Genomic DNA, 20,392 nt, shown 5'->3' on the forward strand with positions numbered 1-20,392 from the left:
TGCCGTAGCCTTTCGCTCGCATATGTCCCCTGCTGGCACATTCTGGTGTTTTTCCCTCTCGGTCTACGGCGCGCCCGGCGTGGAGGCGGCGTGCCTGGACCTCCAGGATCGTTTTGGCGCCGACGTGAACCTGGTGCTCTATTGCCTGTGGATCGGCCGCGCACTGACGCCTCAGGCCCTTGACGCGGCGCTCGAAGCGGCGGCGCCGATCCAGACCTACATCCAGCCGCTGCGCGATATGCGCCGTTCGCTGCCCAAGGATGATGGCGGCGCCCGCGATGCCGTCAAACGCGCCGAGCTGGCGGCGGAAAAGCTGGAACAGGACGCTCTCGAGGCGCTGGGCGAGGGCGCCGCGCCGGACGCAAACCTGGCGCGGCTCAATCTGCGCCTCTATGCCGGACGGCTCGCGGCCGATGCAGATGCATTCGCGGCGGCGGCCGCACCGCTATTGGCGGCGACCAGCGTCGCTTGAACCTGCGCTCATTCCCGCCAGCGGTGCGCCAGCTCATTGTCGATCCCGAACAGGTCGAGGATGCGGCCGACCGAATGATCGACGATCTGCTGCACGGATTGTGGCCGGGGGTAGAAGGCGGGAAGCGGCGGGGCGATGATGGCGCCCATCTCGGTAAGCGCCGCCATGGTCCGCAAATGGCCCAGATGAAGCGGCGATTCGCGCAGCATCAGCACCAGCCGGCGGCGCTCTTTCAATGCAACGTCGGCGGCGCGGGTAAGCAGGGTGGTGGTGACGCCGGTGGCGATTTCCGACATCGAGCGCACCGAACAGGGCACGACAGCCATGCCCAGGCCCCGGAACGAGCCGGAGGCGATGGCCGCGCCCACATCCGCGGCCGGGTAATAATGGTCGGCCAGCGCCCGGACATCCGCCGGCTTCAGCTCGGTCTCATAGCCCAGGGTCATCTCGGCGGCCTTCGAGATCACCAGATGGCTTTCCACCCCCGTTTCCCTCAACGCGCGCAGCAGGGTGACGCCATAGATCACGCCCGACGCGCCGGTGATTCCGACGATCAATCTGTTCCCGCTCGGGTTTTGCGTGGGAATGGAGATGAGTCCTCCGCTTTGCAGCCTAGATTAGAATCGTTCTTCCGTGACTCTGCCGCCGTGGGCGTGATGTAGTATACTGGCTAGATGCCTATAAGGAGATTTTGATGACCACAGAGTCGCACCTGTCCGCACTCGAAACCAAGCATCACCGTCTCGATGACGAAATAAGCGGCGAAATGCATCGCCCCACGCCGGACCAGGTCCGGCTGACCTCCCTGAAGCGGGAAAAACTTCGAATCAAGGAAGAGATCACGCGGTTGCAGGACTGACACCCGCGTCGCCACCCGGCGGGCCGTTTCTGCGGGCCGCCGGGCGTAGCGCGGTTCAAGTCCGATCGCGGACTGCTAGTCGAACGTGATGTCCGGCTGGGGCATCTTGCCCAGGTCGACATAGGGCTGCTCGTCCATACCGGCCGAGTCTCCCTGCGCCGCCCGCGCCTTGTCGGCGCGTGCCGCCGCGATCTGGATGGCCTCGTCCAGTTCCCTCTGGGTGCACAGTCCCAGCGACACCGGATCGGTGGGCTTCAGATTGGTGATGTTCCAGTGGCTCCGATTGCGGATCGAGGCGATGGTCGGCTTGGTGGTGCCGATCAGCTTGCCGACCTGCGCATCGGTCAGTTCCGGATGATTCCGCACCAGCCACGCAATGGCGTCCGGGCGGTCCTGACGCTTGGATACCGGCGTGTAGCGCGGACCCCGGCGCTTTTTCGCTTCGGGGATGACCGGCTGGTTGAGCTTCAGCCGCTCGGCCGGGTCGCCTTCACAGCGGACGATCTCTTCCTTGGTAAGCTGGCCATTGCTGACCGGGTCCAGTCCGACAATGTTCTGTGCCACCTCGCCGTCGGCGATGCCCTGCACTTCCAGTTCGTGCAGGCCGCAGAATTCGCCAATCTGACGAAAGGTCAGCTTGGTGTTGTCGACGAGCCAGACAGCGGTTGCCTTGGGCATCAACGGTAGGTTCATCAATAGTCTCCTGTGCGCCGCATCGGCGCCGACGGGAAGTCAATGCTCGGATGTTCGCCCCTATATAGGCTCAGGGGCGCGCGAAAGAAAGATTTTGTCTGGATCCACCGCTTTCAGGAGGCTGGACCTGAATGCGGGCAGAAGATCGATTCCTGAGTGCTTGAGCAGCGTGCCGGCATCCAACAGCGACGCGGGCTGTTCTAGTCCACCTTCAGGATGATCTTGCCGATATGGGCGCTCGATTCGATCCGGCGATGGGCCGCGGCGGCATCGGCGAGCGGCATTACCGAGTCGATGACCGGCGCAATCCTGCCACTTTCGAACAGCGGCCAGACGGTTTCGTGGATGCCGCGCACCACGGCGCCCTTCTGCTCGGGCGTCCGCGCGCGCAGCGTCGAACCGGTGATGGTGAGCCGCTTCAGCATCATGGTGAAAATCGGGATCTCGGCCGTATTGCCGCCCAGCGCGGCGATGCTGACATGCCGGCCCTCGAGCCGCATGATCGAGAGGTCGCGGGCCAGGTAATCGCCGCCCACCATGTCGAGCACAACGTCGACGCCGTCGCCGGTCTCGGCCTTGATGACCTCTACGTAATCCTCGGTCTTGTAATTGATGGCGCGCTTTGCACCCAGATCGACGCAGGCCTGACACTTTTCCGCCGTCCCGGCGGTGGCATAGACCTCGGCGCCCAGCGCCGCAGCGAGCGCGACGGCAGAGGTGCCGATGCCCGACGAGCCGCCATGCACCAGCAGGCGCTCGCCCTTCTGCAGCCGGCCGCGCTCGAACACATTGGTCCAGACCGTGCAATACGTCTCCATGATGGCCGCGCCCTGCTCGAAGCTGAATCCCTTCGGCAAAGGCAGCGCCTGGATCGCGGGAACCGCGCAATAGGTGGCATAGCCGCCGCCCGCCAGCAGCGCGCAGACCCTGTCGCCCAGCTTGAACCCGGTAACGCCGTCGCCGATCGCCGCCACTTCGCCCGCGCATTCCAGGCCCATGATCTCCGACGAGCCTTTCGGCGGCGGATAATGGCCCTCGCGCTGCGCCGCGTCCGCCCGGTTCAGCCCGGCAGCGCGGACCCGGATCAGGATTTCGCCGGCCTTCGGCAGATCCACCGGAATGTCCCGCACTTCCATGTTCTCGGGGCCGCCGAATTTGACGGTAACGATGGCCGGTGCGGTCTTTGGCAGGTCGGACATTCTGGAGATTCCCATTTTGGAGTAGAGTCCGGGCACCTTACCAATGACGAACAGGAGGACAAGGTGGATTTGGACGACCTGCCCCGCCCGCGCCCGGCCGGTGCCGCCGATCTTGCCCGGGAAGCGCTCGATAACCTGTCGATTTATGAACTCAAGGAGCGCATCGCGCTGCTCGAGGCCGAGATCGTGCGGACCCGGAAATTGATGGACTCCAAGGAAACCAGCCAATCGGCGGCCGCAAAGCTGTTCAAGTAAACGGGCCGATGTCTGAACGCCGTTAATCCGACGTTAAGGTTCATCCGTATAGGTTGAGACCATCAGATCGGCTTTCCCCTCCCTTGGCCGGTCTGATGACTCCCCCAGACTTGGCCGCTCAGGCATTGCCGAGCGGCCTTTTTTTGTCCGCGCCGGCCGGCGTGCTACAGCGCTTCGCCCTTCAGCAGGCGCGGCAACGTGCCGACAGTGCCGCGGGCATGCTGCATGAAGAAGCGCTTCAGCGGATCGATCCGGTTGACCACGGCCAGGCCGGCGTCGCGCAGCAGGCGCACCGGCGCCACGTCGTTGGTGAACAGGGCGTTGAGACGATCGGTGACGGCGGCAAGCGTCAGTGTGTCGATGCGGCGCCACCTGTCGTAGCGCTCCAGAACCAGCGGCGAGCCGATGTCGAGGCCGAGCCGTGCATTGTCGACCAGCAGCTCGGCCAGCGCCGCCACGTCGCGCCAGCCCAGGTTCAGGCCCTGGCCCGCGATGGGATGGATGCCGTGGGCCGCGTCGCCCACCAGCGCCAGACGGTCGGCACTGAAGCGCTCGGCTACATGTACCGCGTAGGGATAGGAGAACCGCGGGCCGACAGCATGCACCGCGCCGAGAAAGCCCTCCACCCGCTTCGAGATCTCGGCGTTGAAGGCGTTTTCGTCCAGCGCCAGCATGGCCCTGGCCACGTGATGCTTCTCGCTCCACACCAGCGACGAGCGCTTGCCGGTGATCGGCAGCACAGCAAACGGGCCGGCGGGCAGGAAGCGCTCGTGGGCGATGCCCAGATGATCCTTTTCATGCTCGATGGTGGTGACGATGCCGGTCTCGGCATAGTCGCGGCCCAGCACCTTGATGCCTGCCGCATCGCGCAGCGGCGATTTCCGCCCGTCGGCGGCCACCACCAGCGAGGCGCGCAGCGTGCCATGGCCGCCCAGCCGCGCGCTGACGCCGCCCGGATGCGGCTCCAGGCCATCGACCGTGGCCGGGTATTGCAGGTGGACCGTACCCAGGTCCTGGATCGCCCTGAGCAGGCCCAGTCTGATGTGCCGGTTCTCGACCAGATAGCCGAACGGCTCACGGCCGAGAGCCCGATGATCGAAGTCGAGGAAGACGGGCGCCGCGCCATCGGTAACCCGGATATTCAGGATCGGCTGGGCATGCGCCGCCATGTGCCGCCACGCGCCGATCGTCTCCAGCAGACGCCAGGAGGCATAGGCGATGGCCGTCACCCTGCCGTCGAAACCGGGGTCGACCGTGGCATCCAGGCTGGCGCGCTCGGCGACAGTTGTCTGGATTCCCGCGCATCCCAAAGCCACGGCGAGGCTGAGACCCGCGAGGCCGCCGCCGACGATCAGCACGTCGGTGCGCGGGGACGAGGCCGGTGTCGGATGCTGCACGGTCATGACGCGAACCATGGACGGCGGCGCAATACGTTGTCCAGCCCATTGACCGGGCCGCAATTGCCTAAATAACAGACAGTCTATAAATTATGCACAAATATCGCTCACATGCACAACGAAGCCCACCCGAGCATGAAACCTGCCGCATTAGTCAATTATTCCATATTTGCAATAACTTACGGATTATTTTCCCGGTTGGCACGGTTCTTGATGCTACTGGAGCAGAAGGGAGACGAGCGTCTCGGCGTCACGGCACTCCTTTCCCAAGAAAAATTGGCATCCACGAGGCAAAGGACGATCCCATGAAATTGATCATTGCGATCATCAAACCATCGAAGTTGCAGGAGGTGCGCGAGGCACTGACTGAACTCGACGTGGCGGGGATGACCGTCAGCGAGGTCAAGGGGTTCGGGCGGCAGAAGGGCCATACCGAAATCTACCGCGGCGCCGAGTACGACGTCAGCTTCCTCCCGAAGCTGAAGCTCGAACTCGTCATTCCCGAAGAAAAAACCGAGGCGGTCATCGAGGCCATCATGGCCTCCGCCAAGACCGGGAATATCGGAGACGGCAAGCTGTTCGTCGTTCCGGTGGAATACGCAGCCCGCATCCGGACCGGGGAAACCGGCCCCACCGCCGTCTAACAAGATTAGGGAGAACCAATCCAATGAAGATCAAACCAACCCTTATGGCCGCGGCTACGGCGATTGTCGCCGTGGGCATGGCCGCCATGCCCGCATTCGCGCAGGAGGCCGATCCGACGCCCGTTCTCGATACCGGCAATACGGCGTGGATGCTGACCTCGACCGCTCTGGTCCTGTTCATGACCATTCCGGGCCTGGCCCTGTTCTATGCCGGCATGGTCCGCAAGAAGAACATCCTGTCCACCGCCATGCAGAGCTTCACGATCACCTGTCTGATGACGCTGATCTGGATGATCATCGGGTACTCGCTGGCCTTCACCGAAAACCCCAACCCGGGCCTGAACAAGTTCTTCGGCGGCTTCGACAAGATGTTCCTGTCGGGCCTGACCGTTGACGGCCTCAGCGGCACCATTCCGGAAAGCCTGTTCATGGTCTTCCAGATGACGTTCGCCATCATCACGCCCGCCCTGATCACCGGCGCCTTCGCCGACCGCATGAAGTTCTCGGCGCTGCTGTGGTTCATGGGCGTGTGGAGCATCATCGTCTACGCCCCCGTGGCTCACTGGGTGTGGGGCGGCGGCTTCCTTGCCAATGCCGGCGTCCTCGACTTCGCCGGCGGTACCGTGGTGCACATCAACGCGGGTATCGCGGGTCTTGTCGCCTGTATCGTGCTGGGCAAGCGCACCGGCTACGGCCAGGAGAACATGGCGCCGCACAACCTGACGCTCAGCCTGATCGGCGCCTCCATGCTGTGGGTGGGCTGGTTCGGCTTCAACGCCGGTTCGGAACTGGCCGCTGACGGCCGCGCCGCCATGGCCATGGTCGTGACCCAGATCGCCACGGCTGCCGCCGCGCTGAGCTGGATGTTCATCGAGTGGATGGTCCACAAGAAGCCCAGCGTTCTCGGCATCATCTCCGGCGCCGTTGCCGGCCTGGTGGCGATCACCCCGGCTTCCGGTTTCGTCGATCCCATGGGTGCGCTCTGGATCGGCATCGCCGCCGGCGTGATCTGCTTCTTCGCTGCCACGACCCTGAAGAAGGCGCTGCGCTATGATGACTCCCTCGATGTCTGGGGTGTTCACGGCGTGGGCGGCATCGTCGGCGCAGTGCTGACCGGTGTCTTCGTCTCCGAAGCGGTAAGCGGCACGGCCCCGAGCATGGGCCAGGTCATCATCCAGATCGAAGGCATCGTCGCCACCCTGCTGTGGAGCGGCATCGCCAGCTTCGTCATCCTGAAGGTCATCGACATGACCATCGGCCTCCGGGTTTCCAAGGAGCAGGAAGTCGAAGGCCTCGACATCAGCCTGCACGGGGAATCCCTGCAGTAAGCCTATCGGCCGGACCACGGGTCACCGCGGTCCGGCCAACCCATTCTCCCCCGGCCTCTCCCAGGCCGGTTTCTCCCCCCGGGCCTGCCCAGAACTTCATCGTTCCGGGCGGGCCCGGCCCGTTTTTTGGGCAGCGGCGGTCATGCCCGGAACCAGGCCGGGCGCGGCCTGAACTGCCAACCTGTTGAAAGCATGTCTCTTTTACCCTGTTCCATCGAATTGGCACGGTTCTTGGTTCGGAACTGGCGTCAATGCGGTCGACCTGCCTGCGGTTTGACCGCCGGGAAGAGAGCAACAGGGAGAGATTGAATGGAAGCGTCCGATCGGGCGGCTGACGTATTTTTCGTACTCATGGGGGCGATCCTGGTGTTCGCCATGCATGCGGGCTTCGCCTTTCTCGAGGTCGGCACGGTACGCAAGAAGAATCAGGTCAACGCCCTGATGAAAATCCTGGTCGACTTCGCAGTATCGACCATTGCCTACTTTTTCGTCGGCTACGGGGTGGCCTATGGCGTCCACTTCCTGCAGAGCGCGGCAATGATCTCCGGCGCGGCCGATGGCAGCGGATTCGCCGCCAGCGGCTTCGACCTGGTGAAGTTCTTCTTCCTGCTGACCTTCGCCGCGGCGATCCCGGCCATCATTTCGGGTGGCATCGCCGAGCGCGCCCGGTTCACGCCCCAGCTGATCGCCACGGCGGTCATCGTCGGCGTCGCCTATCCGTTCTTCGAAGGACTGGCGTGGAATAACAATTTCGGCTTCCAGGATTTCTTGGAGGCCCAGTTCGGCGCCCGGTTCAATGACTTCGCAGGCTCCATCGTGGTGCATGCGTTCGGCGGCTGGCTGGCGCTGGGCGCGGTGCTGATGCTGGGCGCGCGGCACAACCGGTACCGCAAGGACGGCGCCGTCGTCGGCATTCCGCCCTCGAACATCCCCTTCCTGGCGCTCGGCTCGTGGCTGCTCTGCATCGGCTGGTTCGGCTTCAACGTGATGAGCGCCCAGAGCGTCGCCGCCATCAACGGCCTGGTGGCGATCAATTCGCTGATGGCGATGGCGGGCGGCATCCTCGCCGCCTGGGCGGCGGGCCGCAACGATCCCGGCTTCACCCACAATGGCGCCCTGGCCGGACTTGTCGCCGTTTGCGCCGGCTCCAACGTGATGCATCCCGTCGGTTCGCTGGCGGTCGGCGCCATTGCAGGCGCCCTGTTCGTCTATGCATTCACCTGGTGCCAGAACAAGTGGAAGATCGACGACGTGCTGGGCGTCTGGCCGCTGCACGGGCTGTGCGGCCTGTGGGGCGGCATCGCCTGCGGCATCTTCGGCCAGGACTCGCTGGGCGGCCTGGGCGGGGTGACCTTAATGAGCCAGCTGGTCGGCAGCCTGATCGGCGCCGGTCTGGCATTGGTCGCCGGATTGGCGATCTACGGCCTGTTGCGCGTCTCGATGGGCATCCGCCTGACCCAGGAGGAGGAATTCCGCGGCGCCGACCTGTCGCTCCATAGCATCGGCGCGACGCCGGAAGAGGACGTCAGCGGGCGGTAGAATTGCCGGGGAACAAGGCTGCGCCGCAGGCCGGTCCTGTTCCCCGGTAAGCGAGACTCTTGTCGGGATTCCCGGTGACCGGTACAGTACGGCGCGTTTTGCTTTTGTTCCGGTGTGCCCTTTGCTCAACCCCGTCTTCAGGAATTTGCCCGCCCATACGTGGACCCAGCTCCGCGCGCTGCTCGACGGCGTTCCCGCCGGCCGCAATGCGCCGCTCGACCTGACCATTGGCGAGCCGCGCCACCCGATGCCCGCGTTCATCAACGAGGTGCTCGAGGCGAACAGCGCCGGCTATGCCAAATACCCGCCGATCCAGGGCACGCCCGCCTGGCAGCAGGCGGTGGCGGGCTGGCTGGAGCGCCGCTATGGCCTGACCGGCATCGATCCGGACCGGCACGTCCTGCCGGTGTCCGGCACCCGCGAGGGCCTGTTCTCGATCGCGTTCGTGGCCGTGCCCCAGCGCAAGGCGGGGCAGCAGCCGACGGTGCTGATGCCCAATCCGTTCTATCAGTGCTATGCCGCTGCGGCGCTGTCGGCGGGCGCCGAGCCGGTCTATCTGCCGGCCACCGCCACAACCGGCTTCCTGCCCGATTTCACCGCGCTGGACGAGGCGGCGCTTGCGCGCGCCGCTTTGGTCTATCTGTGCACGCCCGCCAATCCGCAAGGAACCGTGGCCAGCCAGGACTATTTCGACACGCTGATCGGCCTGTGCCGGCGTCACGACATCACGCTGGTGGTCGACGAGTGCTATGGCGAGATCTACACCGACGCGCCGCCCGTGGGCGCGCTGGAGGCATGCCGCGACATGGCCCGGCGCGGATTGGGCGATCCGGCCGATCCCTATGCCAATGTGCTGAGCTTCCAGTCGCTGTCGAAGCGCTCCAACGTGCCGGGGCTGCGCTCGGGCTTCGTTGCCGGCGACCCCCGGTTGATCGCCGCGTACCGCGAGCTGCGCTCCTATGGCGGCGCGCCGTCGCCGCTGCCGGTCTATGCTGCCGCCGCGGCGGCCTGGAACGACGAAACCCATGTGGACGAGAACCGGGTGCTCTACCGGGCCAAGTTCGACGCCGCCGACTCCATCCTGCAGGGCCGCTTCGGCGCCTACCGGCCGGGCGGCGGCTTCTATCTCTGGCTCGACGTGGGCGATGGCGAGGCGGCGGCGCGGACGCTGTGGGCCAGGGCCGGGGTGCGCGTGCTGCCCGGAGCTTATTTGGCGCGGCCCGACGCTTCAGGCTATAATCCTGGCGCGGCCTATATCCGGGTCGCGCTGGTGAACTCGCTGGAGGTTACGGAACTGGCCCTGCAGAGCATCCGCGACATACTCGAGACGGTGGACGCCCGCTGATGGCAACGATCAGTTCATCGGCGGCACGGCGTTCCTTCCTGCCCGCGGCGTTCGTCATGTTCATTCGCCGCCGGCTGATCGAGCTGGGGGGCCTGCTGGTGATCGCCGCCGCCGTTGCCTTCGCGGCCGCCCTGCTCAGCTACGACATCGCCGACCCCAGCACCGACACCAGCATCGGCGACCAGGCCATTATGACCGCCAACTGGCTGGGCACGCCCGGCGCCTGGGTCGCCAATATCCTGTTCCAGTGGGTCGGCATCGCCGGCTATGTGTTCCCCTTGGCCATGCTCGGCTGGGGATGGCGGATCATGACCCATCAGGGCCTGCGGTCTATCTGGTTCTATCTGGCGCTGCTGCCGCTCTGCGTGGTGCTGGCTGCCTTTTCCGCCAAGGCCCTGGCGCCGGGCCTGGAATGGCCGGTCACCGGCGGGGCGGGTCCCGGCGGCACCCTTGGATGGCTGCTCTACGACAAGGCGCTTCAACCCTATCTGACACCCGTGCTGCCGCCCCAGCTTCCGGGCCTGTTGCTGGGCGCTGCGGCCATGATGCTGCTGCTGCCGGCCATGGGCTTCAGTATTCACCACTGGCAGACGGTGGGCCGCGTGCTGTACTGGCCCATCGCCCAATTGATCGAATGGCGCGGCGCACGCGGCGAGGACGAACCACGCGTGGTGCGCCGGAAAGCCCCGCCGCGCGAGAAGCGGGAGCGGATCGCGCCCGTGCTGGGCGGTCAGTCCAGCCGCCCCGCCGATCCGGAGCTGGACACTCCGCCGAAGGAACGGAAGTCGATCATCTCCCGCGAGGCGAAAAAACCCCGGGAAGGCAAGCGCGCCGCCGAGGAAAAGCAGCAGGCGCTCGAATTCGACCCCGGCTCGTCGTCATTCAACCTGCCGCACCTGTCGCTGCTCGAGGAACCCGAACCCGGCCGCAAGACCGACCGGGTGAACGAAGAGGGCCTGGAGCAGAACGCCAGGCTGCTTGAATCCGTGCTCGACGATTTCGGCGTCCAGGGCCGCATCAGCCAGGTCCGTCCCGGCCCCGTCGTCACGCTCTACGAACTCGAGCCGGCGCCGGGCACCAAGTCTTCCCGCGTGATCGGCCTGGCCGACGACATCGCCCGGTCGATGAGCGCCGTGTCGGCCCGCGTCGCCGTGGTGCCGGGCCGCAACGCCATCGGCATCGAGCTGCCCAATGTCGGCCGCGAGACCGTGCTGCTGCGCGAGCTGCTGGGCGACATCTCCTACGAGAAGACCAGGACGCGGCTGCCGCTGGCGCTGGGCAAGGATATCGGCGGCACCCCGGTCGTCGCCGACCTCGCGGCCATGCCGCATCTGCTGATCGCCGGCACCACCGGTTCGGGCAAGTCGGTCGCCATCAACACCATGATCCTGTCGCTGCTCTACAAGCTGCCGCCGCAGGACTGCCGGTTCATCATGATCGACCCGAAGATGCTCGAACTGTCGGTCTATGACGACATTCCGCACCTGCTGACACCGGTGGTGACCGACCCGCGCAAGGCGGTGGTCGCGCTCAAATGGGCGGTGCGCGAGATGGAGGACCGCTACAAGGCCATGTCCAAGCTGGGTGTGCGCAACCTGGCGGCCTACAACGAGCGCATCATCGAGGCCGAGCGGAAGGGCGAGGCCCTGGTGCGGACAGTGCAGACCGGCTTCGACCCCGAATCCGGGCGGCCGATCTACGAGGAGCAGCCTCTGGAGATGCGGCCACTGCCGCTGATCGTGATCATCGTCGACGAAATGGCCGACCTGATGATGGTGGCCGGCAAGGACGTGGAAGGGTCGATCCAGCGCCTGGCGCAGATGGCCCGCGCCGCCGGCCTGCACCTGATCATGGCCACCCAGCGTCCGTCGGTCGATGTCATCACCGGCACCATCAAGGCCAATTTCCCCACCCGGATCAGCTTCCAGGTCACGTCGAAGATCGACAGCCGAACCATCCTGGGCGAGCAGGGCGCCGAGCAGCTGCTGGGCCGGGGCGACATGCTCTACATGGCGGCAGGCGGCAAGGTCACACGCGTCCACGGACCGTTCGTCACCGACGCCGAGGTCGAGGATGTGGTGCGTTTCCTGAAAGCCCAGGGCGCGCCCGAATACATGTCGAGTGTCACCGAGGAGCCCGAGGGCGGCTTCGAGACCATTCTCGACATGGCCGGCGGTGACGGCGAGGCCAGCGGCGAGGAATTGCTCTACGACCAGGCCGTGGCGTTGGTGGCGCGCGAAGGCAAGGCCTCGACCAGCTTCGTCCAGCGTCACCTGCAGATCGGCTACAACCGCGCCGCGCGCATCATCGAGCGCATGGAAAAGGAAGGCGTGGTGAGCGGCGCCAACCATGTGGGCAAGCGCGAAGTGCTGGTCGGCGACCACAGCGCCTGAGGACGGACCCCGGGCAGGATCGCCGCCCCGTAAATTATGCCCCTCTCCCCGCCGCATGGAACTTTGTCGGCCAGGATTCTTTAAGGCTGTCTTCCAACAGGGGTATCGGGAATGCAGCTTCGGGTGCGCGCAGAACTTGTCTATGGCTTTCAGGCGGCAACACAGGTGCGGGCGTCAATCGAAGCCGCCCTGTCGGCCGACCAGACCGTTATCTCGGAATCGCTCACGGCTGGCGGCGATCAACCGCTCGTCCGCGACTTCGACGAGGCCACCGGCCAGCGCCAGTTCAGGACCAGCCTGTCCGGCGAAGCCGCGATCATCTACGAAGCGGTCGTCGACAATGGCGAGAGAGCGCCGCTGCCGCATGGTGCCCGCGAACATCTCTGGTCCGAGCTGCCGCTGGACTGCCTGCCCTATCTCCTGCCCAGCCGGTTCTGTCCGTCGGACAAGTTCATGCGGTTCGCGCAGCGGGAATTTTCGGGACTGAGCGATGGCGGCGCCAAGGTGCACGCCGTACTCGACTGGCTGCACGAGCATGTCGATTATGTGGCGGGCGTAAGCACGGCCGAGACGACGGCCGAGCGGACCTTTGTCGACCGCGCCGGTGTTTGCCGCGACTTCACCCATCTGGGCATCACGCTGTGCCGCAGCCTCAACATTCCGGCCCGGGCGGTCAGCGCCTATGCCTGGAAACTCGCGCCGCCCGACTTTCACGCCATTTTCGAAGTCTATCTCGGCGGACAATGGTGGCTGGTCGATCCGACGCGCCTGTCGCCCGTCGAGGGGATCGTGCGCATCGCCTGCGGCCGGGATGCCGCCGATATCGCATTCATGACCACCTCGCAGAACTGCGACTGCCGCAAGGTGGCGATATCCGTCGAGCTGGCACAGCCGTGAAGGTCATGCCGGGATGCCCGCACGGACCGTCGTTTTCCCCGCGCGGGTTGCCGCTTCATTCATGGAAAAGTCAGGTTTCAGGGTCTAGGGTGCGGCCATGAACAGAATGATCGCATCCATTTTCGCCGCCGTCCTCCTGGCATCCGCGGCCCCGGCCGGCGCCGCGCCCGCGCCCAGGGAAGCCGCCGAGAAGCTGCCGACCACCGAGGCGCAGGATCTGGCCGCCGTGCAGTCCTACCTGAAAGGTATCACCACGCTGCGTGCCCGCTTCCAGCAGGTGGCGCCGAACCGTCAGGTCAGCGCCGGCACCATGTCGCTGCAGAAGCCCGGCAAGCTGCGCTTCGAATACACGCCGCCCACCCCGATCCTGGTGGTGAGCGACGGAACCGTCATCACCCTGATCGACTATGATCTGAAGCAGGTCACCCGCTGGCCGATCAACGACACGCCGCTCCGGCCGCTGGTGCGCAGCGATTTCATGTTCGGCGAGGATGTCGAGGTGCTGGGCATCAAGCGCAACGCCCAGTGGATCAATGTCGCGATCAGCGATCCGAAAAAGCGCGATGAGGGCAGCATGCTGCTGACCTTCTCACGCAACCCACTGACGCTGACCGAATGGCAGGTGCTCGACGAGCGGGGGCAAACGACCATCGTCACCCTGGATGACCTGCAGACCAATGTGCCGCTCGAGAAGTCGCTTTGGTCCTGGAAAGATCCGCGTCCGAAACGCCGTGGTCCGCCGACCAAAAACTAGCGCCAACTATAAAAACCGGTTTTTTCGTCAGTGATTCGCGCTTTATGAAAAGCGAAAGTTGTTTAGCGCTTGCTTTATGGGCAGGGCCGCGCATTTGGTGTGCACCCGTAAGGTCTTGATACCAAAAACCGAATTGAATTGCATATCTGTGATGCAATTTTAGGCAAAAAGATTGTTGAAATTTTGTGACCGGGCAACCAAATACAGGCCAGCGACGCCCTTCGCGGTGCAGTATCACATCCCCTCCCTTGGTGTTCTGCATCTGGCGTCGTCGGTACCGGACCCCCCTCCTGGTACCATGCGTAACAGCGCAGAGCCCGGTCAGGAATTTTATCTTGGCCGGGCTTACGCTTTTCAGGGGGCCAGCATCCGTTCTCGACCTGATCGCCCCGGCCCCCTAAAAAGGGCCGCGGAGGTGCTCATGGACGACGATGACGATTTCGACGGCGATTTCGACGACGATCAGGTTGCCGCCCTCACCGCGGTAAGACGGCTGGGCGATGTCGTGGCCCGGATTCCCTGGTTCAGCCGGATCGGCCAGCCGCTCAGCGACGAGGAACGGGACCTGGCGCAGCGCTATCTCGACATGCTGGGGTTTCCCGACGCGGCGCCCGTACCGCTCGAGGACTGGACCGAGGCCGGCGATGCCGCCGACAGCATCGACCTCAACAGCGAGGGCTGGGAGGTGGAGGAGCAGTTGCGCGCCGACCTGAGCCGCGCCGCGCTGGACTATTTCGACGAAGACACCCTGGCCGACACGCTGGGCTTTGTCACCGAAGCCGCCGGTCCGGTCGTCGTCGAGGCGATCGCCAGCGCCGCATCGCTGTGGCCGGTCGAGGACGATGCGGTGATCGAGGCCGCCACCGGCGCCGCCGTGCAGGCCTGCTATCAGGCCGCGCTGGTGTTGGCCGCCCAGGCGGTGGAAGAGCACCCCTTCGCCCTCAGGTTCCGGCTGTTCGAGCTGGGCCGCTGGCCGGTGGGACTGAGCGGCCGGTCGTTCAACATCTTCTAGTGCCTCTCATTCAGGAATCCCCATGAGCCTGCGGTTGTCGACCTGGAACATCAATTCCGTGCGCTTGCGGATCGATCTGGTGACGGCGTTCCTCGAACGCATGCAGCCGGATGTGATCTGCCTGCAGGAAACCAAGACGCCGGACCCGTTCTTTCCGCTGAAGGCATTCGAGAAGCTGGGCTATGTGCATCACGTCATCGCCGGGCAGAAGGGCTATCACGGCGTCGCCATTCTGTCCCGCCGGCCGTTCGAGAGCGGCGAGCGCCGCAACTGGTGCGGCAAGGATGACGCCCGCCATGTTCACGCCACGCTGCAAGGCGGCATCGAAGTGCACAATTTCTACATTCCCGCCGGCGGCGATATCCCGGACCCGGCGGTGAACGAGAAGTTCGAACACAAGCTGAAGTTCCTCGACGAGGCAACCGAGTGGTTTACCGGCCGGTGCCGGCCGGAGGGCAGGATGATCCTGGTCGGCGACCTGAACGTGGCGCCATCGGAATTCGACGTCTGGTCCCACAAGCAGCTTCTGCGCGTGGTGTCGCACACGCCGGTCGAGGTCGAGAAACTGACCCGGCTGTACAACACCGGCTGGGTCGACGCGATCCGCGAATTCCATCCCGAGCCGGAGAAGCTGTTTTCCTGGTGGAGCTACCGGTCGCCGGACTGGCGCACGTCGAACCGGGGCCGGCGTCTTGATCACATCTGGGTGACGCCGCCGCTGAAGCCGTATCTGCGCTCGGTGCACATCATGGACGAAGCGCGCAGCTGGGAAAAGCCGTCCGACCATGTGCCGGTAACGGTGGACCTGGAGGACTGACCAGCAGCAGCGGCTGGCCGGTGGCGGGCTAGATTGCCAGCTGCATCCCGTCGCGGGACACGATGGTGCCCGGCCGCGCCGCCTCGGCGTCAACGGCAACCCTGTCCATGAACGCATCGTCGTGGCTCGGGTCGTGGTGGAAGATCACGAAGGTCTTCACCCCGGCGGCGTCGGCAAGGCGCATGCCTTCCTGCCAGGTGGAGTGACTCCAGCCCTTGTGAGCCGGGTACTCGGCGTCGGTGTAGGTGCAGTCGTAAATGAACAGGTCTGCGCCGTCGATCAGGTCCAGGATGGTCCGGTCCAGCCCGTCCTCGACCTGCTCCGTGTCGGTCACGTAGCAGACCGCGCGGCCACCGAACTCCACACGGTACCCGGTTGCCCCATCCTGATGGTTAAGCGGCGCCGTTCGTATCCGGATACCGTTGCCCGGATCCAGTACATCCCCCGGCGTGAAGTCGTGAAAGCTCAGGTTGCCGCGGAAGAAATCAAGGGTGAGCGGGAAGCGCGGCGCGCTCATGAAATCCGACAGCACCTGCCTCACACCGGCACCGGTGCCGGCGCGGCCGGCCCAGATACGGCAGGTCGTCTTCGGGTTGTAGAGCGGCCCGCACGCCGGCAGGCCGATCACATGGTCATAATGGAAGTGGCTGAACAGCAGGTCGAAATCCTGCGGCCCCTGCAAGGTGGCCGCGAGCGGCCTGATGCCGGAGCCCGCGTCGAAGACCAGCAAGCGGCCGCCGCAGCGCATTTCGACGCAGGACGAATTGCCGCCATATTTGGCGGTATCGGGACCGGAGCAGGGAATCGACCCGCGCACGCCCCAGAAGCGGACGGTGAACTCGTCCGCCATGTCAGGGCCGCAACCGGTAGCCGCCGCCCTCGGTCACCAGGATCTCGGCATTTGCCGGGTCCCGCTCGATCTTCTGTCGCAGCCGGTAAATATGCGTTTCCAGGGTGTGGGTGCTGACGCTGGCGTTGTAGCCCCATACCTGATCGAGCAGCACGTCGCGGCTGACCGCGCCTGCGGCGCGGTAGAGATATTTCAGGATGTCGGTTTCCTTGCCGGTCAGCCGTATTTTCTGGCTGCCGCGCTCCTCGTCGACCAGCACCTTCTGGCTGGGACGGAACGTATAGGGCCCCATCCGGAACACGGCATCCTCGGATTGTTCGAACTGGCGGATTTGCGCGCGCATGCGGGCAAGCAGCACGGCAAAGTTGAACGGCTTCACCACGTAATCATTGGCGCCCGAGTCCAGACCCAGAATGGTGTCGGCGTCACTTGCGGCGGCAGTCAGCAGGATGACCGGCATCTTGAGGCCGGACTTGCGCAGCTGGCGGCAGACCTCGCGGCCGTCCAGATCGGGCAGGCCGATGTCGAGCAGGATAAGATTGTAGTCGCTCGCACGGGCGCGCTTCAGCCCGTCGGTCCCCGTCGAGGCTTCCTCGACGGTGAAGTCATCGATCAGCGAAAGCTGATCAGCGAGCGAGCGCCGCAGATCGACATCGTCGTCGATCAGCAGCACATGCTTGTGTATCGACATGGAGACCCCCTCCTGAACGCCGAAATGCTTTCCACTGTTATACGGCTTCTTGCCGCCGTATATAAGTCCGATGAACTGGAACCCGTCACTGGCGCGTGATCCCGACGCACGGCATGCCCTGCTGCGCCGCGTGGAAGAGGCGTTCGCGGCCCTGCGGCGCGGCCGGCTGGTCACGGTGACGGGCGAGCAGGGCGCCACCTTGTGCCTGGCGGCGGAGACCGTATCGCCGGAGACCATGGGCGATCTGAAGCGCCGGTCGAAGGCGACGCCCATGGTGGCGCTGACCGCCCACCGGGCCGCCGTGCTGCGGATCAACCCGACAGGCGCGGATATCATCCGCGTGCCGCTTGCCTCGCACTTCAATGCCAGGCTGGTCCGGTCGCTGGCCGATCCGACCCATGATCTGGACAATCCCATGCGCGGACCGTTCGCCCGTTCGTGGGACCCGGTGCCGGATACCACGCGCGCCGCCATCAAGTTGTGCAAGCTGGGTCAATTGCTCCCCGCGGTCGTCGGCGTGCAGGTGGACGGCGCGCCCAACGAATCGATCCCGGCCGTGTCGGTCGCGGATATCGAGGCCTATGACGAGGTTGCAGCCGTCAGCCTGCATCCGGTCTCCTCGGCCCGCGTGCCGCTGCGCGGCGCCGAAGCGTCGCGGGTGATCGCCTTCCGGCCCGAGGATGGCGGCGTCGAGCATCTGGCCATCGTCATCGGCGATCCCAATCCCGACCAGCCGGTGCTGATCCGGCTTCATTCCGAATGCTTCACCGGCGACCTGCTGGGTTCGCTCAAATGCGACTGCGGCGAACAACTGCGCGGCGCCATCGACGCCATCGGCGAGGCTGGCAGCGGCATTCTGCTGTATCTGGCGCAGGAGGGCCGGGGCATCGGCCTGATCAACAAGCTGCGCGCCTATCACCTGCAGGACGACGGCTTCGATACGGTCGAGGCCAACGAACGCCTCGGTTTCGATGCCGATGAACGCCTGTTCCTGCCAGCCGCCGAGATGCTGCGCAGCCTGGGCTTCGACCAGGTGCGGCTGATGACCAACAATCCGGACAAGGTCGACTCGCTCGCCCGTTTTGGGATCGAGGTGGTGGAGCGGGTGCCGCACGAGTTCCCGTCCAACGCCCACAACGAACTGTATCTGGCGACCAAGGCCCGGCGCAGCGGGCATTACCTGTCGGGGCCGGGCCTGAAAGCCCGGAGCAAGAGCTGAGCCTGCTGATCCGTGTCGAGCGTGAGGGCTGGCTGTCGTGGGGCGACCGGCAGGTGCGCTGCGCACTGGGCAAGGGCGGCGTCCGGGCCGACAAGAAGGAAGGCGACGGCGCCACGCCCGTGGGGCGGTTCGTGATGCGGCGGGTCTATTACCGTCCCGACCGGCTGGAGACGCCCGTGACTCGGTTGCCCATCATCCAGCTGTTTCCCGACGATGCCTGGTGCGACGATCCGGATTACCCCACCTACAACAGCAAGGTTGTCACACCCTATCCGGCCCGCACCGAGACCCTGTGGCGCGACGACCACCTCTACGACATCATCGTGGTGCTGGGACATAACGACGCGCCGGTGGTGCCGGGCGCCGGCAGCGCCATATTCCTGCATGTGGCGGCGCCCGGCTACTGCCCTACGGAAGGCTGCGTCGCCGTCGCCATCGAAGACCTGATGGACATATTGCGCGAGGCGCGCAAGGGCGCGGAGATCGAGGTCCTGTAACCATGATTACCGTATGGAGCCGCAAGACATCCCAGAACGTATTCAAGGTCATGTGGCTGCCGCGGTTCCTGCGGCCCTCACCGCCGGACAACCAGTTGCAGAAAAGGCCCGCCTACCGTGAGCACGTCATGGTGTCGTTCGAGGAACTGCGCGGGCGGCTGGCGTACTGACCGATCACGCGGCCGTCTCAGCCGCGGGCGCCGAAGATGGCCGAGCCCACGCGCACATGGGTCGCGCCCATCTCGGCAGCTTTTTCATAATCGCTGCTCATGCCCATGCTGAGGCCGGCAAGGCCGTTGCGGCGGGCGAATTTCTTCAGCAGCGCGAAATGGGGCGCGGGCGGATCCCCGACCGGCGGGATGCACATCAGCCCCGCCAGGGTCAGGCCATGCACATCGCGGCATTCGGCGACAAAGGCATCCGTGTCCAGCGGCATGACGCCGCCCTTCTGGTCTTCCTCGCCCGTATTGACCTGAACGAAACACACGGGGAGGGCGCCGGTTTCGGCGCCGTGCCGGGCAATGGCCTCGGCCAGCCTTGGCCGGTCGATTGTGTGAATGACGTCGAACAGGGAAAGCGCGTCCTTCACCTTGTTGGTCTGCAGCCCGCCGATCAGATGAAGCACCACGTCGGGATATTTCGCCTTCAGCGCCGGCCACTTGGCCTCGGCTTCCTGTACCCGGTTCTCGCCGAAATGACGCTGGCCGGCGGCGAGCGCCAGTTCGATCACCTCGGCCGGATGGGTCTTGGACACCGCGATCAGGGTCACGTCGGCGCCGCTGCGCCCGCCTGCCCGCGCGGCCTTGTCGATACGGGCGCGCACTTCGGCCAGGTGGGCGGCGATCTGCGAGGCGGTAGGGGTCATGGTTGTGCCTGTCATTTCCGTTGCCTGTATATTAGCGTCCCATCCTGATGGCCAGTCCCAAGCTTGACACCCTTTGGCGCCTGTCGAAGGCCGCGCAGAGCCGCGACGCCCGCGCGCGCGGGCTGCCGCCGCTGTGGTTCATGACCGACCGCGCGCGCGTCGCCGATCCCGGGGCAGTGGCGCTGACTTTGCCCAGGGGCGCCGGCATCATCCTGCGCGACTACGATGCGCCGGGCCGGGCCGAACTGGCCCATGCGCTGGCCGGCATTGCCCGCCGCCGCGGCCTGCTGTTCCTGGTGGCGGGCGACGAGGCCCTGGCTGCCGCATCCGGTGCAGACGGCATTCACCTGCCGGAATGGCTGGCGGGACGGATTCGGGCGATCCGGCGCCGCCACCCTTCCTGGCTTGTCACCGCTGCCGCCCATGGCCGGACGGCGCTTCGCCGCGCGGCGCTGGCGGGCGCGGATGCGGTGTTCGTGTCTCCCGTGTTCCCGACACGCAGTCATCCGGATGCGCCGTGTCTGGGCGTCCTGCGCTTCGCGGCGCTGGTCCGCTCGGCAGACGTGCCGGTCTATGCGCTGGGCGGCGTGAATGCTCAATCCATTGCACGGCTGCGCGCCACGGGGGCAGCGGGAGCCGCCGCCATTGGCGGAATCGCCGCCTAGG

23 protein-coding genes are annotated in these 20,392 nt (G+C 65.4%); 16 read left to right on the forward strand and 7 right to left on the reverse strand.

Annotation, left to right across the window (positions count from 1 at the left end; all coding sequences use genetic code 11):
• The first annotated feature begins 22 nt into the window (after positions 1 to 22).
• Positions 23 to 472 carry a TIGR02444 family protein gene (locus tag WJU21_RS09350; protein WP_346323136.1) on the forward strand — a complete coding sequence of 150 codons (450 nt, stop codon included), beginning with the start codon at positions 23 to 25 and terminating at the stop codon, positions 470 to 472.
• Between the two features lie 8 nt (positions 473 to 480).
• On the opposite strand, the gene WJU21_RS09355 is transcribed toward WJU21_RS09350, so the two are convergent.
• Entirely contained in the window at positions 481 to 1,029 is a 549-nt protein-coding gene (locus tag WJU21_RS09355) for a UbiX family flavin prenyltransferase (RefSeq protein ID WP_346323137.1), read from the reverse strand.
• A gap of 137 nt (positions 1,030 to 1,166) precedes the next feature.
• On the opposite strand from WJU21_RS09355, the gene WJU21_RS09360 reads away from it, so the two are divergent.
• Positions 1,167 to 1,331 carry a YdcH family protein gene (locus WJU21_RS09360; RefSeq protein ID WP_346323138.1) on the forward strand — a complete coding sequence of 55 codons (165 nt, stop codon included), beginning with the start codon at positions 1,167 to 1,169 and terminating at the stop codon, positions 1,329 to 1,331.
• A 75-nt stretch (positions 1,332 to 1,406) separates the two neighbouring features.
• On the opposite strand, the gene WJU21_RS09365 is transcribed toward WJU21_RS09360, so the two are convergent.
• Positions 1,407 to 2,024: a cell cycle transcriptional regulator TrcR gene (locus WJU21_RS09365; RefSeq protein ID WP_346323139.1), complete on the reverse strand. Its 618-nt coding sequence runs from the start codon at positions 2,022 to 2,024 to the stop codon at positions 1,407 to 1,409.
• A 200-nt stretch (positions 2,025 to 2,224) separates the two neighbouring features.
• On the reverse strand, positions 2,225 to 3,223 hold the full coding sequence (locus tag WJU21_RS09370) for an NAD(P)H-quinone oxidoreductase (RefSeq protein WP_346323140.1): 999 nt from the start codon (positions 3,221 to 3,223) through the stop codon (positions 2,225 to 2,227).
• 63 nt (positions 3,224 to 3,286) lie between these two features.
• Here WJU21_RS09370 and WJU21_RS09375 point away from each other — a divergent pair, with 63 nt between their 5' ends.
• On the forward strand, positions 3,287 to 3,478 hold the full coding sequence (locus tag WJU21_RS09375) for a DUF1192 domain-containing protein (RefSeq protein WP_346323141.1): 192 nt from the start codon (positions 3,287 to 3,289) through the stop codon (positions 3,476 to 3,478).
• Positions 3,479 to 3,642: 164 nt separating this feature from the next.
• Here the strand turns inward: WJU21_RS09375 and WJU21_RS09380 are convergent, their stop codons facing one another.
• Entirely contained in the window at positions 3,643 to 4,881 is a 1,239-nt protein-coding gene (locus tag WJU21_RS09380) for an FAD-dependent monooxygenase (protein ID WP_346323142.1), read from the reverse strand.
• A gap of 299 nt (positions 4,882 to 5,180) precedes the next feature.
• Between WJU21_RS09380 and WJU21_RS09385 the strand changes: the two genes are divergently transcribed.
• The 9 genes from WJU21_RS09385 to xth all read left to right on the forward strand — a co-directional run bounded on the left by WJU21_RS09385 (position 5,181) and on the right by xth (position 15,604).
• On the forward strand, positions 5,181 to 5,519 hold the full coding sequence (locus tag WJU21_RS09385) for a P-II family nitrogen regulator (RefSeq protein ID WP_346323143.1): 339 nt from the start codon (positions 5,181 to 5,183) through the stop codon (positions 5,517 to 5,519).
• A gap of 23 nt (positions 5,520 to 5,542) precedes the next feature.
• Positions 5,543 to 6,847, forward strand: coding sequence for an ammonium transporter (locus tag WJU21_RS09390; RefSeq protein ID WP_346323144.1), 1,305 nt, complete (start codon positions 5,543 to 5,545; stop codon positions 6,845 to 6,847).
• 309 nt (positions 6,848 to 7,156) lie between these two features.
• Positions 7,157 to 8,386: an ammonium transporter gene (locus tag WJU21_RS09395; protein ID WP_346323145.1), complete on the forward strand. Its 1,230-nt coding sequence runs from the start codon at positions 7,157 to 7,159 to the stop codon at positions 8,384 to 8,386.
• A 121-nt stretch (positions 8,387 to 8,507) separates the two neighbouring features.
• On the forward strand, positions 8,508 to 9,731 hold the full coding sequence (locus WJU21_RS09400; protein ID WP_346323146.1) for an aminotransferase class I/II-fold pyridoxal phosphate-dependent enzyme: 1,224 nt from the start codon (positions 8,508 to 8,510) through the stop codon (positions 9,729 to 9,731).
• Positions 9,731 to 12,124 carry a DNA translocase FtsK 4TM domain-containing protein gene (locus WJU21_RS09405; RefSeq protein ID WP_346323147.1) on the forward strand — a complete coding sequence of 798 codons (2,394 nt, stop codon included), beginning with the start codon at positions 9,731 to 9,733 and terminating at the stop codon, positions 12,122 to 12,124. The genes WJU21_RS09400 and WJU21_RS09405 overlap by 1 nt, the downstream gene beginning before the upstream one ends.
• A gap of 111 nt (positions 12,125 to 12,235) precedes the next feature.
• Positions 12,236 to 13,021, forward strand: coding sequence for a transglutaminase family protein (locus tag WJU21_RS09410; RefSeq protein WP_346323148.1), 786 nt, complete (start codon positions 12,236 to 12,238; stop codon positions 13,019 to 13,021).
• 97 nt (positions 13,022 to 13,118) lie between these two features.
• On the forward strand, positions 13,119 to 13,775 hold the full coding sequence (locus WJU21_RS09415; protein WP_346323149.1) for an outer membrane lipoprotein carrier protein LolA: 657 nt from the start codon (positions 13,119 to 13,121) through the stop codon (positions 13,773 to 13,775).
• Between the two features lie 421 nt (positions 13,776 to 14,196).
• Complete coding sequence (locus tag WJU21_RS09420; RefSeq protein WP_346323150.1) at positions 14,197 to 14,787, forward strand: hypothetical protein; 591 nt, start codon at positions 14,197 to 14,199, stop codon at positions 14,785 to 14,787.
• A 22-nt stretch (positions 14,788 to 14,809) separates the two neighbouring features.
• A complete protein-coding gene (gene xth / locus WJU21_RS09425; RefSeq protein ID WP_346323151.1) occupies positions 14,810 to 15,604 on the forward strand; it encodes an exodeoxyribonuclease III in 795 nt (264 codons plus the stop codon).
• 28 nt (positions 15,605 to 15,632) lie between these two features.
• Here the strand turns inward: xth and WJU21_RS09430 are convergent, their stop codons facing one another.
• Together WJU21_RS09430 and WJU21_RS09435 are read right to left on the reverse strand one after the other, a co-directional pair.
• On the reverse strand, positions 15,633 to 16,454 hold the full coding sequence (locus WJU21_RS09430; protein WP_346323152.1) for an MBL fold metallo-hydrolase: 822 nt from the start codon (positions 16,452 to 16,454) through the stop codon (positions 15,633 to 15,635).
• 1 nt (position 16,455) lies between these two features.
• On the reverse strand, positions 16,456 to 17,145 hold the full coding sequence (locus WJU21_RS09435; protein ID WP_346323153.1) for a response regulator transcription factor: 690 nt from the start codon (positions 17,143 to 17,145) through the stop codon (positions 16,456 to 16,458).
• A gap of 70 nt (positions 17,146 to 17,215) precedes the next feature.
• Here WJU21_RS09435 and ribA point away from each other — a divergent pair, with 70 nt between their 5' ends.
• The 3 genes from ribA to WJU21_RS09450 are packed head-to-tail and all read left to right on the forward strand — an operon-like array spanning position 17,216 to position 19,031.
• Entirely contained in the window at positions 17,216 to 18,364 is a 1,149-nt protein-coding gene (gene ribA, locus WJU21_RS09440; protein WP_346323154.1) for a GTP cyclohydrolase II, read from the forward strand.
• Between the two features lie 53 nt (positions 18,365 to 18,417).
• The gene (locus WJU21_RS09445) at positions 18,418 to 18,861 is read left to right on the forward strand and encodes a L,D-transpeptidase family protein (protein WP_346323155.1); all 444 of its coding nucleotides are present in this window, start codon (positions 18,418 to 18,420) and stop codon (positions 18,859 to 18,861) included.
• 2 nt (positions 18,862 to 18,863) lie between these two features.
• Positions 18,864 to 19,031, forward strand: coding sequence for a hypothetical protein (locus tag WJU21_RS09450; RefSeq protein ID WP_346323156.1), 168 nt, complete (start codon positions 18,864 to 18,866; stop codon positions 19,029 to 19,031).
• Positions 19,032 to 19,048: 17 nt separating this feature from the next.
• Here the strand turns inward: WJU21_RS09450 and WJU21_RS09455 are convergent, their stop codons facing one another.
• Positions 19,049 to 19,726, reverse strand: a complete 678-nt coding sequence (locus WJU21_RS09455) for a YggS family pyridoxal phosphate-dependent enzyme (protein ID WP_346323157.1) — start codon at positions 19,724 to 19,726, stop codon at positions 19,049 to 19,051.
• A 47-nt stretch (positions 19,727 to 19,773) separates the two neighbouring features.
• Between WJU21_RS09455 and WJU21_RS09460 the strand changes: the two genes are divergently transcribed.
• Positions 19,774 to 20,391, forward strand: coding sequence for a thiamine phosphate synthase (locus WJU21_RS09460; protein WP_346323158.1), 618 nt, complete (start codon positions 19,774 to 19,776; stop codon positions 20,389 to 20,391).
• Position 20,392: the final 1 nt, after the last annotated feature.

Source organism: Emcibacter sp. SYSU 3D8, assembly GCF_039655875.1.
Taxonomy (GTDB): Bacteria; Pseudomonadota; Alphaproteobacteria; order SMXS01; family SMXS01; genus RI-34.

Excerpts from the sequence above, each read along its gene's own strand:
- xth (WP_346323151.1), top strand. The coding sequence starts at position 14,810 with ATGAGCCTGCGGTTGTCGACCTGGAACATCAATTCCGTGCGCTTGCGG.
- WJU21_RS09380 (WP_346323142.1), bottom strand. The coding sequence starts at position 4,881 with ATGACCGTGCAGCATCCGACACCGGCCTCGTCCCCGCGCACCGACGTG.
- WJU21_RS09405 (WP_346323147.1), top strand. The coding sequence starts at position 9,731 with ATGGCAACGATCAGTTCATCGGCGGCACGGCGTTCCTTCCTGCCCGCG.
- WJU21_RS09385 (WP_346323143.1), top strand. The coding sequence starts at position 5,181 with ATGAAATTGATCATTGCGATCATCAAACCATCGAAGTTGCAGGAGGTG.
- WJU21_RS09435 (WP_346323153.1), bottom strand. The coding sequence starts at position 17,145 with ATGTCGATACACAAGCATGTGCTGCTGATCGACGACGATGTCGATCTG.
- WJU21_RS09360 (WP_346323138.1), top strand. The coding sequence starts at position 1,167 with ATGACCACAGAGTCGCACCTGTCCGCACTCGAAACCAAGCATCACCGT.
- WJU21_RS09460 (WP_346323158.1), top strand. The coding sequence starts at position 19,774 with ATGGCCAGTCCCAAGCTTGACACCCTTTGGCGCCTGTCGAAGGCCGCG.
- WJU21_RS09395 (WP_346323145.1), top strand. The coding sequence starts at position 7,157 with ATGGAAGCGTCCGATCGGGCGGCTGACGTATTTTTCGTACTCATGGGG.
- WJU21_RS09350 (WP_346323136.1), top strand. The coding sequence starts at position 23 with ATGTCCCCTGCTGGCACATTCTGGTGTTTTTCCCTCTCGGTCTACGGC.
- WJU21_RS09420 (WP_346323150.1), top strand. The coding sequence starts at position 14,197 with ATGGACGACGATGACGATTTCGACGGCGATTTCGACGACGATCAGGTT.
- WJU21_RS09450 (WP_346323156.1), top strand. The coding sequence starts at position 18,864 with ATGATTACCGTATGGAGCCGCAAGACATCCCAGAACGTATTCAAGGTC.
- WJU21_RS09370 (WP_346323140.1), bottom strand. The coding sequence starts at position 3,223 with ATGTCCGACCTGCCAAAGACCGCACCGGCCATCGTTACCGTCAAATTC.
- WJU21_RS09390 (WP_346323144.1), top strand. The coding sequence starts at position 5,543 with ATGAAGATCAAACCAACCCTTATGGCCGCGGCTACGGCGATTGTCGCC.
- ribA (WP_346323154.1), top strand. The coding sequence starts at position 17,216 with ATGAACTGGAACCCGTCACTGGCGCGTGATCCCGACGCACGGCATGCC.
- WJU21_RS09365 (WP_346323139.1), bottom strand. The coding sequence starts at position 2,024 with ATGAACCTACCGTTGATGCCCAAGGCAACCGCTGTCTGGCTCGTCGAC.
- WJU21_RS09455 (WP_346323157.1), bottom strand. The coding sequence starts at position 19,726 with ATGACCCCTACCGCCTCGCAGATCGCCGCCCACCTGGCCGAAGTGCGC.
- WJU21_RS09415 (WP_346323149.1), top strand. The coding sequence starts at position 13,119 with ATGAACAGAATGATCGCATCCATTTTCGCCGCCGTCCTCCTGGCATCC.
- WJU21_RS09430 (WP_346323152.1), bottom strand. The coding sequence starts at position 16,454 with ATGGCGGACGAGTTCACCGTCCGCTTCTGGGGCGTGCGCGGGTCGATT.
- WJU21_RS09410 (WP_346323148.1), top strand. The coding sequence starts at position 12,236 with ATGCAGCTTCGGGTGCGCGCAGAACTTGTCTATGGCTTTCAGGCGGCA.